We start from the raw sequence: 14,895 nt of genomic DNA, 5'->3' as shown, positions 1-14,895 counted from the left end.
CAGGTGACGTGAACAATCACCAGCCTGCCATGACCGCCCTCTCTCAGCGAATTTGCAGAACTCTCAGTACACTACCTTGCAATCAAACGTCGCGTTCCTTCGCGCCCCCCTCTGGCCTGCCGGCCATCTCCCCCACTTGGGGGGAGATCGGCTGTCACCGTCGCCATCGCCAATTTTCACTGTCGACGCTGCGGCGTTTGCGCTCTTCCCTCGTCGCCTTCATTCGGGTAAGCGCTCGGGCAATCCCGCACATCCCCCTTTACCCTCCCGGACCGCCCCATGATCCGTCTCGAAAACATCGGCAAGCAGAACGGCCGTCAGATCGTCTTTATCGAAGCCTCGGCCGCCCTGCAGAAGGGCGAGAAGGTTGGCCTTGTCGGGCCGAACGGCGCCGGCAAGACGACGCTGTTTCGCATGATCACCGGACAGGAGCAGCCCGACGAGGGCCAGGTCCAGGTCGATCGCGGTGTCACCATCGGCTATTTCAGCCAGGATGTCGGCGACATGGCGGGCCATAGCGCGGTCGCCGAAGTGATGAACGGCGCCGGGCCGGTCAGCGATGTGGCGGCCGAAATGGCTGAACTCGAGGCCGCCATGGCCGATCCCGAGCAGGCCGACCGGATGGACGAAATCATCGAACAATATGGCGAGGCGCAGCATCGCTTCGAGGAGCTCGACGGCTATGCGCTCGACGGTCGCGCCCGGGAAGTGCTCGACGGCCTCGGCTTTTCGCAGGAGATGATGGACGGCGATGTCGGAAAACTGTCCGGCGGCTGGAAGATGCGCGTGGCGCTCGCCCGCATCCTTCTGATGCGGCCCGACGTGATGCTGCTCGACGAGCCGTCGAACCATCTCGATCTCGAAAGCCTGATCTGGCTGGAGCAGTTTTTGAAAGGCTATGACGGTGCGCTGCTGATGACCTCGCACGACCGCGAGTTCATGAACCGCATCGTCAACAAGGTGGTCGAGATCGACGCCGGTTCGCTCACCGCCTATTCCGGCAATTACGAATTCTACCAGCAGCAGCGGGCGATCGCCGACAAGCAGCAGCAGGCGCAGTTCGAGCGCCAGCAGGCGATGCTGGCCAAGGAGATCGCCTTCATCGAGCGCTTCAAGGCGCGTGCTTCGCATGCTGCACAGGTGCAGAGCCGGGTGAAGAAGCTCGACAAGATCGACCGCGTCGAGCCGCCCAAGCGCCGCCAGATCGTCAATTTCGACTTCCAGCCGGCGCCGCGCTGCGGCGAGGACGTCGTAACGCTGAAGAACGTCCACAAGGGCTATGGCAGCCGCTCGATCTATGAGGGGCTCGACTTCCAGGTCCGCCGCCGCGAGCGCTGGTGCATCATGGGCGTCAACGGTGCCGGCAAGTCGACGCTGCTGAAGTTGGTCGCCGGCGCCTCCGACCCCGATGCCGGCACGGTGGCGCGTGGGCCGAGTGTGAAAATGGGCTATTTCGCCCAGCACGCCATGGAGGTGCTGGAGGGTGAGCGCACCGTGTTCCAGACGCTGGAGGACGCGTTTCCGCAGGCCGGCCAGGCGCCGCTCAGGGCACTCGCCGGCTGCTTCGGTTTTTCCGGCGACGAGATCGAGAAGAAATGCCGCGTGCTGTCAGGCGGCGAGAAGGCGCGGCTGGTGATGGCGCTGATGCTGTTCGATCCGCCCAATCTTCTGGTGCTGGACGAGCCGACCAACCATCTCGACATCGCCACCAAGGAGATGCTGATCACGGCACTCTCGCAGTATGAAGGCACCATGCTCTTCGTCTCGCACGACCGCCATTTCCTGGCCGCACTCTCCAACCGCGTGCTGGAACTGACGCCGGAAGGCATCCACACCTATGGCGGCGGCTATACCGAATATGTCGAGCGGACCGGGCAGGAAGCGCCGGGGTTGCGGGGGTAACTCCGCCCGGCAGACGGACGCCTCGGCTCTCGTCCAAAGCGAAGACCGCGCCGCCTAGGGTTGCTCCTCACACGCGGCAAGTGCTTTGGCGACGCCGGCAACAAGATGTTCAACATCGCTCGCATGTTCGTATGCAATCCCGGTTTGCGCAAACTGCATCGGCGAAAAATCAGGCGCTATCCGCTTGACCTCTGCCATGATGCGCTGAGCTTCCTTCAGTTCGCCGAGTTGCGCGTAGCACCCCGCCAGCCTTGTCAGTCGCCAGGGAGACTTCGAGGGGACCTTGGACATGCTGACAAGCGCGGCCTTGTAGTCTCCAGCCGAGTATAGCGCGATGGCGCGATCATAGTGGTACCAATCAGGATGGATCGGGTTGATCCGTATAGCACTGTCAATCGCCGCGAGTGCTTCAAGAGGCCTGCCTCTCATCGAGAGCAAGAACCCCATTTGCGCAATCGTATCGGCGTCATAGGGATTGAGGTCGAGCGCGCGCTGAAGGTGATGTTCGGCCGCGTCGAACCGACGAGCATAGATTAAAGCCTGGGCGAGCACGCGATGGCAGCGCGGTTCTTCCGGCGCCAGGGTCACCGCGCACTCCGCGCGCTCGATCAGTGAACCAAGCAATTCCGGGGATGCCTCGGCATAGCCACCGATGATGAGATCGGCGAGCGCGATGTAGGAATGCGCCAAGGCATAAGTCGGGTCCTTTTCGACCGCAGCCTGGAAAAGATCGCGCGCAGCCTTGTTGTCATCATCGCCATAACCGCGCAGCCGGGCCAGTCCACGCAGGAGAAGCTCGTATGCGGCCAGGCTGTCGGGAGGCTTCGGGGTTGCCTGCTTGACACCTTCGTCATCAAGCCGAGCGACCAGCCGGTTCACCACACGGCGGGCGATTTCTTCCTGCATTTCGAAAATCTGGCCGCCAGAAGCAGAAAAAGTATCGCTCCAGAGGACTCCACCCGTCGAAGCAGTCATGAGACTGACGGTGACCCGCATGCCGTCTGGGCGAGTCGTCGCCCTGCCGCGGACCAGATAGGTTGCGCCAAGGCTGTCGCCAATCGCACGCCAATCGGAAGGGGAATCCGAGACAAATGCAAATCCGGAATTGCGTGCCAGCACGACGACCCTTCCGAAGCGAGCCAGCGCATTGACAATATCCTCGGCGAAACCGTCGATCAAAGGGGTGTCTTCCGGCGCACCTTCATTGCTGAAACGCAGTACCGCGACGCTCGGCTGCCCGGAGCGCTCTTGCTTTGGCGCTTCGAGAAGAGAGAGCACGTAGCCGCGTTTGGCGACCGTACGGATGATGGTTTGGCTTTCGTCCTGCAGTGCCTTTCGCAGCTCCCTGACCGCTTGCGTCAGCGAGTCCTCGGTCACGAAGACATCAGGCCACACCGCTGACATCAGTTCCGACTTGGTCGCGACGCGTCCAACATTCCTGCCGAGATAGGTCAACAGATCAAACGCTTTGGAGCGCAGAGCAACAGGTTTCCCGTCGCGGAGAAGCTGCCCGCGCGCAAGATCAAGCTCGCAACTGCCAAGTGCCAGTACGTGCCCTGCGTTTTCTTGCGACATTGAATGCCGATCTGACCAACTTGAGCAAACGCTGCCCTATTGGGGTCTTGATCGGCTTGGACGTCAAGGGATCAGGAGAATTTGACCCGCCTTCATTTTGGTTGGAAGTCATGCGCCTCTCCACGGCCATGATCTCCAGCATTTCGAACATTGTTCCAGGCATGGGCGCACAAGGCGACGCAGCCATGACGGTGGATGCATACTCCAGGAGTTCCTGCCGGGCGGCTTGGCGGGTGTTCTCATTCGGTGACATGTTCGACCTCATCCGGTTCGTCCATGAGAACAGTGAGGCCTAAGACCGGGCGCGTACCGGCAGATTTCTGAAATTCTGCTGAATCTTTCTTTGGATCTGAGAATAAACGTTGAGATCTTGGTTGTCAGCATAGGCACGAAAGCTGAGTGACCTCAGACGAGAACAAAGTCTGGAGCGGTTCCCTGAATAATGAATTGCGCAAGCGGCATCGGGCGGCCACTCGGAACCTTCGCATCCGAAATCGAGAAAAAGCCGACTGATCGCGCCGCGAGGCTCTTCCGCGAGCCTTACTTTCCCGCCATTTGATCGGCCAGCGCCTGCGCTTGGGCAAGCAACGCCGGGAAGACCGGGTCTGCCGGGAGATGCTGGGCCATGCAAGCGCGATAGTCGCTGTCGCCCTTGTCCCAAGCGGCGTTGGAGGCTTCGAAGGCCTTTTCGTCCTTGAGGTCCGAAGCCTGGTAGGCCTCCTGGAATTTCTGCGCGGCGGCATCCGCAGCAGCCCAGACGGCGTCGCAGGCGGCGATCTTCGGAACGGCAGGGGCCGCCGGCGCCGCTGTGATCATGACGCTCTTGCCTTTGACGAGTGTAACGATGACTTCCTGCTCGTAGATCGGTCCGACGTCCTGCGTCCAGCCGCCGAGCCGCGCGAAGGCAATGTCGGCGCCTTGCGGCGTCTTCAGCGGAAAGTCGAGTGTCCCTTCAAAGGCGGCGTCGCTGTTGATCGCCTGGGTATAGAAAGCATCGAGCTTCAGCGCTGCATCGATACTGCCAGGCAGTTTGAAACTCTCGTCGGTCTCAGCGGCTTTGGCCTGGAGCCAGCGCTCCAGCAGCCCTCGCGTCGTTGCCACCAGGGTGGGGCCGTCGCCGCCTTTGGTGTATCGCAGCCCATCGAGCATGCCGGAGCCGATGTCGGAGTCGCTGAGGCTTTCGATATTGATCGTACCGGTTGCCGGAAAGTCCTTGACCGCCAGCAGGCCGATGATGCCGGCAAGGCGCTGTTGCAGGTCGGCCAGCGCCTTCTCGTTCTCGGCATCGATCGTTTCGATGGCCGCGTTCGCGCTGTTCAGCGCCGCGATGGCCGCAATCGCCTTGTCGCGCGCGGCGATATAGTCATCCTCCGGCGAGGCCGCGAAAGCCACGCTGCTCACGAGCGCGAACAGAAACGTCCAGACCATGCGCATGACGCAGCCCCCAATCCTGATCCACAGGCCTTGAGGCATCCGGCGACATCGCGGCTATTGCGTGGCGGAAGTCGGCTAGAGGCGGCTCCGATGCTTGAAAAATCTATCCGCCCACCTTCGGCTTCCTCGTGGCATACTGTAGCCGCTCAGAAAAAGCAGATCGGTTTATCGATGCCAGACAATACGGACAGCGCCGAAACGCCCAAGGTGGCGGACCAGCCAATCTCTGACATCCTCCTCAACCAGCGCTATCGCAACCACCTTATCGGATATTTTGAATGGGTGTCGTCCCATGAAGAGCAGCGGAAATATCAAGCCGCTGTCCCGTATGTGCACATGCCGCACGAGGCTTTCAATCAATGGGAAGACTATGCGTCGGACAGGATCCTTAGGTACTATGTCGAACCGGTCTTCTCCGTCGAGGAACAGCAAGCGCTTCGAGACTATCGTGCCGTCCTGAACAGCGCCTCTGAAGACACACCACAGATATTGCCGCCGCTTGAGCAAATGATAGGAACAGAACCCTGGGAGCGGCTGAGGGCTGCCGCCGAGAAGGCATTGGAGATTTTCATGCGCCGCGGGAGTTTCGACTGGGAAGTCGAGCAATTCCCTACGAACTGACGCTTGCCCACATCACCCCTTGCGTTTCTCTACCTCCGCCTTCCTCAGCAGGAAGCGCTGGATCTTGCCGCTTGGGGTCTTCGGCAGTTCGGTGACGAACTCGACCTCGCGCGGATAGGAATGCGCCGAGAGCCGCTTCTTGACGTGTTGGGCAAGCTCGTCGGCGAGGTCCGGATTGCCCTTGTAGGCCGGCGCCAGCACTACGAAGGCCTTGACGATCTCGGTGCGCTGCGGATCGGGCACGCCGACGACTGCCGCCTCGTTGACCGCCGGATGCTCCATCAGCGCGCTTTCGACGTCGAACGGACCGATGCGATAGCCGGCCGAGGTGATGACGTCGTCGGCGCGACCGATGAAGGACACCGAGCCGTCCGGCTCGTATTCCACCGTGTCGCCGGTGCGGTAGTAGCCGCCTGATATCGCCGGCGTCTCGGCTTGATGATAACCTTCGAACCAGCGCAGCGGCGACTTCGCGATGTCGACGGCGAGGATGCCGGGCTGGTTGGGGCCGAGCTCGTTGCCTGCCTCGTCGAGCACCACCATGCGGTAGCCGGGCATGGCGAAGCCGGCCGAGCCCGCGCGCACGACATGCGAGAGCCCATGATGGTTGTTGACCATCATGCCGTTTTCGGTCTGGCCGTAATGATCATGGATGGGGGCGGCGAGATTTGCGTCGAACCAGCGGATCACTTCCGGATTGAGCGGTTCGCCGGCGCTGCTCACCACGCGCAGTTTGCCTTTTACACGAGCGGCGGCCTCAGGCCCTTCCGCCATCAGCAGGCGATAGGCGGTCGGCGAACCGGCGAGGCTGGTGACGCCGAGCCGCTCGATGATGTCGTAGGTGCTTTTGGCGTTGAAGGCGCCTTCATAGAAGGTGGTGGCGATGCCGAGCTGCAACGGACCGGTGATGGCGTAATAGAGCCCGTAGGCCCAGCCGGGATCCGCGATGTTCCAGAAGATGTCGTCGGGTAGCAAGCCGATCGCCTCGCGCATATAGGCGCCGAAGGCGAGCAGGGCGCGCAGCGGAACCGGCACGCCTTTGGGCAGGCCGGTCGTGCCGGAGGTCGACATCATCATGAACAGGTCGTCGCCCTTGCGCATCACCGGTTGGCAGTCGGGCGAGGCGGCCGCAAGCGTGGCGCTGAAATCGGTATCGCCTTGAGGCAGTGCCTCGCCGGGGCCAAGAATGGTGGCGATTTGCGCTGGTGTCTCGACCTCGTCGAGCTTGCCGCGATTGGCCGTATTGGTCACCACGATCCTGGCGCCGCTATAGCCGAGACGATGCTCGATGGCCTTCGGGCCGAAGGCGGTGAACAGCGGCTGGTAGACGGCACCAATGCGCCAAGTGCCGAGGATCAGCGCCACCAGTTCAGGGATGCGCGGCAGCATGCCGGCGACGACATCGCCGGCACCGACGCCGGCAGCCTTGAGCACATTGGCGGCGCGACCCGACATGTCGGCGAGATCGTCGAAGCTGAATTCGCGCAATTCGCCGCCTGCCGAGATCGCGCGCAGCGCCAGCCGGTTTTCACCGGTGTAGCGGCCGCAGCATTCGACATAGGCATTGATGCCGGTTGTAGGGTTGCCATGCAACCGGGCGATCTCGTCTTCGATGCGAAAGCGATGAACGGCATCCTCATAGCGCGGCCTTTTGCTCATGGCAGTCCTCCCTGTCAGCGCCCATCTCCCCTTGGAACGCCTCGTCCTTTAGATTGCCTGAAATCGTTCCGCTGGTCGATTGCGGCGAAAGTCGGGGATTAGCCACTTTCTCCCCGTTTACGGGGAGAAATGCCCGGCAGGGCAATGAGGGGCGGCTCCTGCCTCCGAGATTGGGGACTCTGCGGATGAAAGTGGGAGAGGGCAACAGACGGTTGACCAACTGCGCCATCCGGTCGATAGCTCCGCCCAAATTGCTGCTCCGAGACCTCCAATGACCACAGACGCCAACCTCAAATCCGCCGATGCCGACAGCGCCTGGCAGGACGACGTCCGCGCCGGCGTTCGCCATGTCCGCGATCTCGCCTCGCTGCCGCTGTCGCCGGCCGAGCGCGCGGCGGCGCAGGAAGCCGCCGTGCGGCACAAGGTGCGTGCCCCAAAAACCTATCTCGACCTGATCGATTGGAACGATCCCGCCGATCCGATCCGCGCGCAAATCATTCCGTCGCCGGATGAGCTGGTGGAAACCGAGGGCGAGCTCGACGATCCAATCGCCGACCATGCCTTCAGTCCGGTGCCGCGACTGACGCACCGCCATGCCGACCGCGTGCTGTTGTTCCCGACCTACCAATGCGCGGTCTATTGTCGCTTCTGCTTCCGCAAGGAATCTCTGACCTCGATCGGCCGCGGTTACACGCGAGAGGCGCTCGAAGACGCTTTCGCCTATATCGAAGCCCATCCCGAAATCCGCGAGGTGATCCTGACCGGCGGCGATCCGCTGTCACTGCCGGACAAGGCGCTGGCCGAAATCCGCGCCCGCATCGAGGCGATCGCGCATGTGCGGCTGCTGCGCATCCACACCCGTGTGCCTGTCGTGCTGCCCTCCCGCATCACGCCGGGGCTGGTTGGCGCCTTGCAGGGTCGGCTGATGGTCACAATCGTCACCCATTTCAACCACGCGCGGGAGATCACGTCGGACACCGAATTGGCTTGCCGCACGATGCGCCAGGCAGGCTTCGTGCTGCTCAACCAGAGCGTCCTGCTGAAGGGCGTCAACGACACGGTCGAAGTGCTTGAGGAACTCTGTCGCGAGCTGATGTATCGCCTGGGGGTGAAGCCCTACTATCTGCACCATGGCGATCTCGCGCGCGGCATGGCGCATCGGCGCACCTCCATTGCCGAGGGACAGGCGCTGGCCGGCGCGCTGCGCGCCCGTCTGTCGGGCATCTGTAATCCCGTCTATGTGCTGGACCTGCCGGAAGGCGGCGGCAAGGTGCCGCTGGGGCCGTGTTATCTCGAGGCGCAGGAAGGGGACAACTGGCGCATTCGGGGGTTGGACGGCGAGATGAGGGTGTATCGGGACGTGGTGGGAGAATAACGGCGCAGCGCCGGCTCCGCCTACGACCTCTGGCGGCCTACCGTGGGTCATGATGATTGACCGGTCGTGACATGGTCGGTTTGCATTTCGTATATTGACATAAAGATATCCTTATGTGATGGTTGTCGCCCCAAGGATAAAAAATGTCGCAGAATTCTGCATCGCTGGATGCGTTGTTCGGCCCCGTCGCGGTAAAGCCCGACGGTTCCGAAGTGCTTGCGGCACTCACCGCGGCGGCGCGCGAGCGCATCCTCATCCTCGACGGCGCCATGGGCACGCAGATCCAGGGTCTCGGTTTCGACGAGGAGCATTTCCGCGGCGAGGCCTTCGCCGGCTGCGCCTGCCACCAGCAGGGCAACAACGACCTCCTGATCCTGACGCAGCCAGCGGCGATCGAGGAGATCCACTATCAATACGCCATCGCTGGCGCGGACATCCTTGAGACCAACACCTTCTCCTCGACCTCGATCGCCCAGGCCGATTACGGCATGGAGGATGCCGTCTACGCGCTGAACCGCGACGGTGCGCGGCTGGTGCGGCGCGCCGCCATTCGCGCCGAGCAGGAAGATGGCAAGCGCCGCTTCGTCGCTGGCGCGCTGGGGCCGACCAACCGCACCGCTTCGATGTCGCCCGACGTCAACAATCCCGGCTATCGCGGCGTGACCTTCGACGATTTGCGCCTGGCCTATGGCGAGCAGTTGCGCGGCCTGATCGACGGCGGCGCCGACATCATCCTGATCGAGACCATTTTCGACACGCTGAACGCCAAGGCGGCGATCTTCGCCTGCAAAGAGATTTTCCTCGAGAAGGGCGTGCATCTGCCGGTGCTGATTTCCGGCACCATCACCGATCTCTCCGGCCGCACGCTGTCAGGCCAGACGCCGACAGCCTTCTGGCATTCGGTGCGCCATGCCAGCCCCTTCACCATCGGCCTCAACTGCGCGCTCGGCGCCAACGCCATGCGCGCGCATCTGGCCGAGATATCCAGCGTTGCCGACACCTTCGTCTGCGCCTATCCGAATGCCGGCCTGCCCAACGAATTCGGCAGGTATGACGAGAGCCCGGACTTCATGGCCGCGCAGATCGAGGATTTCGCGCGGGAAGGGCTGGTCAATGTCGTCGGCGGCTGCTGCGGCTCGACGCCGGAGCACATCCGGGCCATCGCCGAGGCGGTCAAAAAATATCCGCCGCGCGCCATTCCCGAGATCGAGCGCAAGATGCGGCTGTCGGGGCTGGAGCCGTTCACGCTCACCGACGAGATTCCCTTCGTCAATGTCGGCGAGCGCACCAACGTCACCGGCTCGGCCAAGTTCAGGAAGCTGATCAAGGCGGGCGAGTATGTCGCCGCGCTCGATGTGGCGCGCGACCAGGTCGCCAATGGCGCGCAGATCATCGACATCAACATGGATGAGGGCCTGATCGATTCGAAGAAGGCGATGGTCGAGTATCTCAATTTGATCGCCGCCGAGCCCGACATCGCCCGCGTTCCGGTGATGGTCGACTCCTCGAAATGGGAGATCATCGAGGCCGGGCTGAAATGCGTGCAGGGCAAGCCGCTGGTCAACTCCATCTCGATGAAGGAAGGCGAGGAAGCGTTCCTGCATCATGCGAGGTTGGTGCGCGCTTACGGCGCTGCCGTGGTCGTGATGGCATTCGACGAGGCCGGCCAGGCCGACACCAAGGCGCGCAAGGTCGAGATCTGCACCCGCGCCTACAAACTCCTCACCGAACAGGCCGGCTTCCCGCCCGAAGACATCGTCTTCGACCCCAACGTCTTCGCGGTCGCCACCGGCATCGAGGAGCATGACAATTACGGCGTCGACTTCATCGAGGCCACTGGCGAGATCACCTCAACACTGCCGCATGTCCATATCTCGGGCGGCGTGTCGAACCTGTCCTTCTCGTTCCGCGGCAACGAGCCGGTGCGCGAGGCCATGCACGCCGTGTTCCTCTACCACGCCATCCAGCGCGGCATGGATATGGGCATCGTCAATGCCGGCCAGCTCGCCGTTTACGACACGATCGAGCCGAAGCTGCGCGAGGCCTGCGAGGATGTCGTGCTCAACCGCGCACCCAGGGCCGGCGGCACCGCCACCGAGCGCATGCTGGAGATCGCCGAGCGTTTCAAGGGCGCCGCCGGCAAGGAGGGCAAGGAGCGCGATCTCGCCTGGCGCGAGCTGCCGTTCGAAGGGCGCATTTCCCATGCGCTGGTCAACGGCATCACCGAATTCATCGACGCCGACACCGAGGAAGCGCGGCTCGCCGCCGAGCGTCCGCTGCATGTCATCGAAGGCCCGCTCATGGCCGGCATGAATGTCGTCGGCGACCTGTTCGGTGCGGGAAAAATGTTCCTGCCGCAAGTGGTGAAGTCGGCCCGAGTGATGAAGCAGGCGGTGGCTGGATTGCTGCCGCATATGGAGGCCGAAAAACTGGCCAACGCCGCCAACGGCATCGACAATGGCGAGCGCCAGACGGCGGGCAAAATCCTGATGGCGACGGTGAAGGGCGATGTCCACGACATCGGCAAGAACATCGTCGGCGTCGTGCTCGCCTGCAACAATTACGAGATCATCGATCTCGGCGTCATGGTGCCGGCGGCAAAAATCCTGCAGACGGCGCGCGAGCAGAACGTGGACATCATCGGCCTGTCCGGCCTGATCACGCCGTCGCTGGACGAGATGGTGCATATGGCGGCCGAGATGGAGCGCGAAGGCTTCGACATCCCGCTGCTGATCGGTGGCGCGACGACCAGCCGCGTGCACACGGCGGTGAAGATCCATCCGCGCTACGCCAAGGGCCAGACGATCTATGTCACAGACGCCAGCCGTGCCGTCGGTGTGGTCTCGTCGCTGCTGTCCAACGACGGCAAGGCCGACTATGTCGACATGGTGCGGGCCGAATACAAAAAGGTCGCCGACGCGCATGCCCGCTCCGAGGCCGACAAGCAGCGGCTGCCGCTGGCCAGGGCGAGAGCCAATGCGCACAAGGTCGACTGGTCTGCCTACCAGCCGCCGAAGCCGTCCTTCACCGGCGTGAAGGTTTTCGACAACTGGGACCTGACGGAGCTCTCGCGCTACATCGACTGGACGCCGTTTTTCCAGACCTGGGAGCTGAAGGGGCGTTATCCCAAGATTCTCGAGGACGAGGCGCAGGGATCCGCCGCGCGCCAGCTGTTCGAGGATGCGCAGACGATGCTGAAAAAAATCATCGCCGAAAAGTGGTTTGCGCCGCGCGGCGTCATTGGTTTCTGGCCGGCCAATGCCGTCGGCGACGACATTAGGCTGTTTACGGATGAGGCACGCTCGCAGGAACTGGCGACCTTTTTCACGCTGCGCCAGCAACTGACCAAGCGCGATGGCAAGGCCAATGTCGCGCTGTCGGATTTCGTCGCGCCTGCCGAGAGCGGCAAGCCCGATTATATTGGTGGCTTCATCGTCACCGCCGGCGTCGAGGAGGTGGCGATCGCCGAGCGTTTCGAACGGGCCAATGACGATTACTCCTCGATCATGGTCAAGGCGCTGGCCGACCGTTTCGCCGAAGCCTTTGCCGAGCGTATGCACGAGAAGGTGCGCACGGAATTCTGGGGCTATGCCGCGGACGAAAACCTGGCGCCCGACGAGTTGATCGGCGAACCCTATCGCGGTATCCGCCCGGCGCCCGGCTATCCCGCGCAGCCCGACCATACCGAAAAGGCGACTTTGTTCAGGTTGCTCGACGGCGAGCGCAATGCCGGCGTCAGCCTGACCGAGAGCTACGCGATGTGGCCGGGATCGTCTGTGTCCGGCCTCTATCTCGCGCATCCCGAAAGCTACTATTTCGGCGTCGCCAAGGTCGAACGCGATCAGGTTGAGGATTATGCGCGCCGCAAGGCCATGCCGCTGGCCGAGGTCGAGCGCTGGCTTGGCCCGATCCTCAATTATGTGCCCGTGGACTATGCAGAGGCGGCGGAGTAGGCGCGGCCCTGCGCGTCGGCAAAATCACTCTTGATCAAATTCGTCGAGACGCGCAAAGGACTCCGGCAAGATTGATCCGGAGAAGGTGGGATGGAAAACATTCGACCCATTGAAACCGAAGCCGAGTACGGCCGGGCGATTGCGGAGATCGCCAAATATTTTGAGAATGAGCCTGAGTTCGGCTCTGTTGAAGCTGACCGCTTCCACGTCCTCGCAACGCTGATCGCAGCCTATGAGGACAAGCACTATCCAATTCAAGCGCGCAAGCGCGCCTGATCCGGCCCAGCGTCTGCTCGACCGCCCCTGATTTCTCCCCCTCGAAAAAAATCTCACCGCACCGGGGAATAAAGCACGGCCCTTCCGGGTCTTGTTGTCAGCGGGGTCATACCGGCCCGCGACCCAAGAAACGAAACAAGGAATTTGGACATGACCAAGCTCGCTTTCAGCGTGGCTGCGATGCTGCTCGCCTCGAGCGCTGCCTTTGCCGGCAGTGACCACTTTTCCAACAAGGCCAACCAGGCTGCCGTGGACACCAATGCCACCGCGTCAATTCCCTACACGGCGCACCAGGACGGCGTCGACACCAAGGTGACGACGGGGCCGAACCAGGGCTCGGTGCAGGACATCATTGCCCAGCATAATCGCGACAGCATCTGGGGCCGCTGAGTCATGGGCGCCGGCGCCGATCCGCGCCGCCGCCTCAACCGATCAGGACGGGGAGCCGGCGCTCTCCGTCATCTCTCTTCCGCGACTTCCGACACCACTCACAAGAGGAAATCACCATGTTCAGCATGACACGTCGCACATTGCTTGGAACCACGCTCGCCGCAACGGCCTTCGGTCTTGCCGGCAAGCTCGAATTCACCCGACCAGCATTCGCCGAAACACCGGTGGAGCCCGCGGTCGGCTTCTACAAATACAAGGTCGGCGATATCGAGGTCACCGCCATCTATGACGGCATTTGGCGCAAGCCGCATGACCCGGCCTTCATCAAGGATGTCTCGGTCGACGACACCAAGGCGGCGCTCGCCAAGGCCGGCCTGACCACCGACTTCATGCCGATCCCGCTCACCGTCGTCGTGCTCAAGATGAACGGCAAGCTGATCATGATGGACGCCGGCTCGGGCGTCGGCCAGTGGCAGACCAACGCCACGCATCTGCCGGCCAACATGGCGGCCGCCGGCATCGACTACAAAGCGATCGACATCATCATGATCTCGCATTTTCACCCCGACCATGTCTGGGGCCTGATGGAGAAGGGCACCAATGCGCCGGTGTTCCCCAATGCCGAGCTGATCGTCAACGCCACCGAATACAATTGGTGGACCGAGCCGAGCCGGCTGGCGAAACTGCCCGAGGGCCGCAAGCCGGCGGGCAAGCGCATCGCCGAGAATTTTCCGAAATGGAAGAACTGGAAGCTGGTTCAGGATGGCGCCGAGGTGGTGCCCGGCATCCAGATCATCGCCGCCCCGGGCCACACGCCGGGCCACTCGGTCTACCTCGCCAATTCCGGCAAGGAGCAGCTGATGATTTCTGCCGACACCATGTATGTGCCGGCGCTTCTGGCGCCGCATCCGGAATGGCAGGGCAGCTACGACCAGGACGGGCCGGCCGCGATTACCACCCGCCACAAGATCATCGACCGGGTGATCGCGGACAACATCCGCATTTCCGGCTCGCACTTCCCGTTCCCCGGCACCGGCGTCTTCGTCAAAGACGGCAATGCCTACGGCTTCTCTCCCGTTCAACTTTGAACGGGTAACTCAAACTCCAGCGAGAAAGACAATGAGACAATCCTGTCTGGGCAGAAACGCCCTGTTCGGCCTGCTCGGCGCTATCGCCGTGCTGACCGTGGTTCCCGCGGCGACCGTCATGCCGGCCTTTGCCGTCGATGACATCGAAGGCGCTGACGCGCCCGACCTCACCGCCGTCCAGGCCAAGATCGCCGTCAAGGACTACGAGGGCGCTCTGGCCGATCTGCGTGACCTGGCGCAGGACAACCAGCAGGCCGACGTCTACAACCTGCTCGGCTTCACGCTGCGCAAGACCGGCGACTTCACCACCGCGCTGACCTACTACAACAAGGCGCTGGAGCTGAAGCCCGACCACAAGGCCGCCCGCGAATATCTGGGCGAGCTTTATGTCGAGACCGGCGACATGGCCAAGGCCAACGAGCAGCTGGCGTCGCTGCAAAAACTCTGCCCCGCCGGCTGCGAGGAACTCGAGGATTTGCAAAAGGCCATCGCCACCAAGGTGACGCAGTAAGCACAGACGCCATTTCCTCTCCCTCCGCAGAGCGGGGGGAGAGCGACTATCTGGGGTGTCAAGTTGCATTTGCGAATTCGGTTCTCGCGTCGCGTGCTTTTGCATTGAGGA

Annotated in this window: 11 protein-coding genes; 8 read left to right on the top strand and 3 right to left on the bottom strand. The window is 62.5% G+C overall.

Annotation, left to right across the window (positions count from 1 at the left end):
- Positions 1-279: 279 nt before the first annotated feature.
- Positions 280-1,902 carry an ABC-F family ATP-binding cassette domain-containing protein gene (locus tag FJV77_RS31835; RefSeq protein ID WP_142870289.1) on the top strand — a complete coding sequence of 541 codons (1,623 nt, stop codon included), beginning with the start codon at positions 280-282 and terminating at the stop codon, positions 1,900-1,902.
- A gap of 54 nt (positions 1,903-1,956) precedes the next feature.
- On the opposite strand, the gene FJV77_RS31830 is transcribed toward FJV77_RS31835, so the two are convergent.
- A complete protein-coding gene (locus FJV77_RS31830; protein WP_142870288.1) occupies positions 1,957-3,477 on the bottom strand; it encodes a winged helix-turn-helix domain-containing protein in 1,521 nt (506 codons plus the stop codon).
- A 540-nt stretch (positions 3,478-4,017) separates the two neighbouring features.
- On the bottom strand, positions 4,018-4,911 hold the full coding sequence (locus tag FJV77_RS31820) for a hypothetical protein (RefSeq protein WP_142870287.1): 894 nt from the start codon (positions 4,909-4,911) through the stop codon (positions 4,018-4,020).
- 90 nt (positions 4,912-5,001) lie between these two features.
- Here FJV77_RS31820 and FJV77_RS31815 point away from each other — a divergent pair, with 90 nt between their 5' ends.
- A complete protein-coding gene (locus FJV77_RS31815; RefSeq protein ID WP_142870286.1) occupies positions 5,002-5,532 on the top strand; it encodes a hypothetical protein in 531 nt (176 codons plus the stop codon).
- Between the two features lie 12 nt (positions 5,533-5,544).
- On the opposite strand, the gene FJV77_RS31810 is transcribed toward FJV77_RS31815, so the two are convergent.
- Positions 5,545-7,209, bottom strand: coding sequence for an acyl-CoA synthetase (locus tag FJV77_RS31810; RefSeq protein WP_185970496.1), 1,665 nt, complete (start codon positions 7,207-7,209; stop codon positions 5,545-5,547).
- Positions 7,210-7,462: 253 nt separating this feature from the next.
- On the opposite strand from FJV77_RS31810, the gene FJV77_RS31805 reads away from it, so the two are divergent.
- The 6 genes from FJV77_RS31805 (at position 7,463) to FJV77_RS31780 (ending at position 14,784) form a co-directional block, all read left to right on the top strand.
- Positions 7,463-8,566, top strand: coding sequence for a KamA family radical SAM protein (locus FJV77_RS31805; RefSeq protein ID WP_142870284.1), 1,104 nt, complete (start codon positions 7,463-7,465; stop codon positions 8,564-8,566).
- Between the two features lie 143 nt (positions 8,567-8,709).
- Entirely contained in the window at positions 8,710-12,519 is a 3,810-nt protein-coding gene (gene metH / locus FJV77_RS31800; RefSeq protein WP_142870283.1) for a methionine synthase, read from the top strand.
- A 90-nt stretch (positions 12,520-12,609) separates the two neighbouring features.
- On the top strand, positions 12,610-12,795 hold the full coding sequence (locus FJV77_RS31795; protein ID WP_246691446.1) for a transcriptional regulator: 186 nt from the start codon (positions 12,610-12,612) through the stop codon (positions 12,793-12,795).
- 150 nt (positions 12,796-12,945) lie between these two features.
- Positions 12,946-13,185 (top strand): DUF680 domain-containing protein, encoded by a 240-nt coding sequence (locus tag FJV77_RS31790; protein WP_142870282.1) that lies wholly within the window; start codon positions 12,946-12,948, stop codon positions 13,183-13,185.
- A gap of 116 nt (positions 13,186-13,301) precedes the next feature.
- Entirely contained in the window at positions 13,302-14,273 is a 972-nt protein-coding gene (locus FJV77_RS31785) for an MBL fold metallo-hydrolase (protein WP_142870281.1), read from the top strand.
- Positions 14,274-14,304: 31 nt separating this feature from the next.
- The gene (locus FJV77_RS31780; protein ID WP_142870280.1) at positions 14,305-14,784 is read left to right on the top strand and encodes a tetratricopeptide repeat protein; all 480 of its coding nucleotides are present in this window, start codon (positions 14,305-14,307) and stop codon (positions 14,782-14,784) included.
- Positions 14,785-14,895 lie beyond the last annotated feature (111 nt).

The sequence above is a fragment of the Mesorhizobium sp. WSM4306 genome (assembly GCF_007003975.1).
GTDB lineage: Bacteria > Pseudomonadota > Alphaproteobacteria > Rhizobiales > Rhizobiaceae > Mesorhizobium.
Note: the sequence above shows the minus strand (reverse complement) of the source record. Positions and strands in the feature narration are given on the sequence as shown.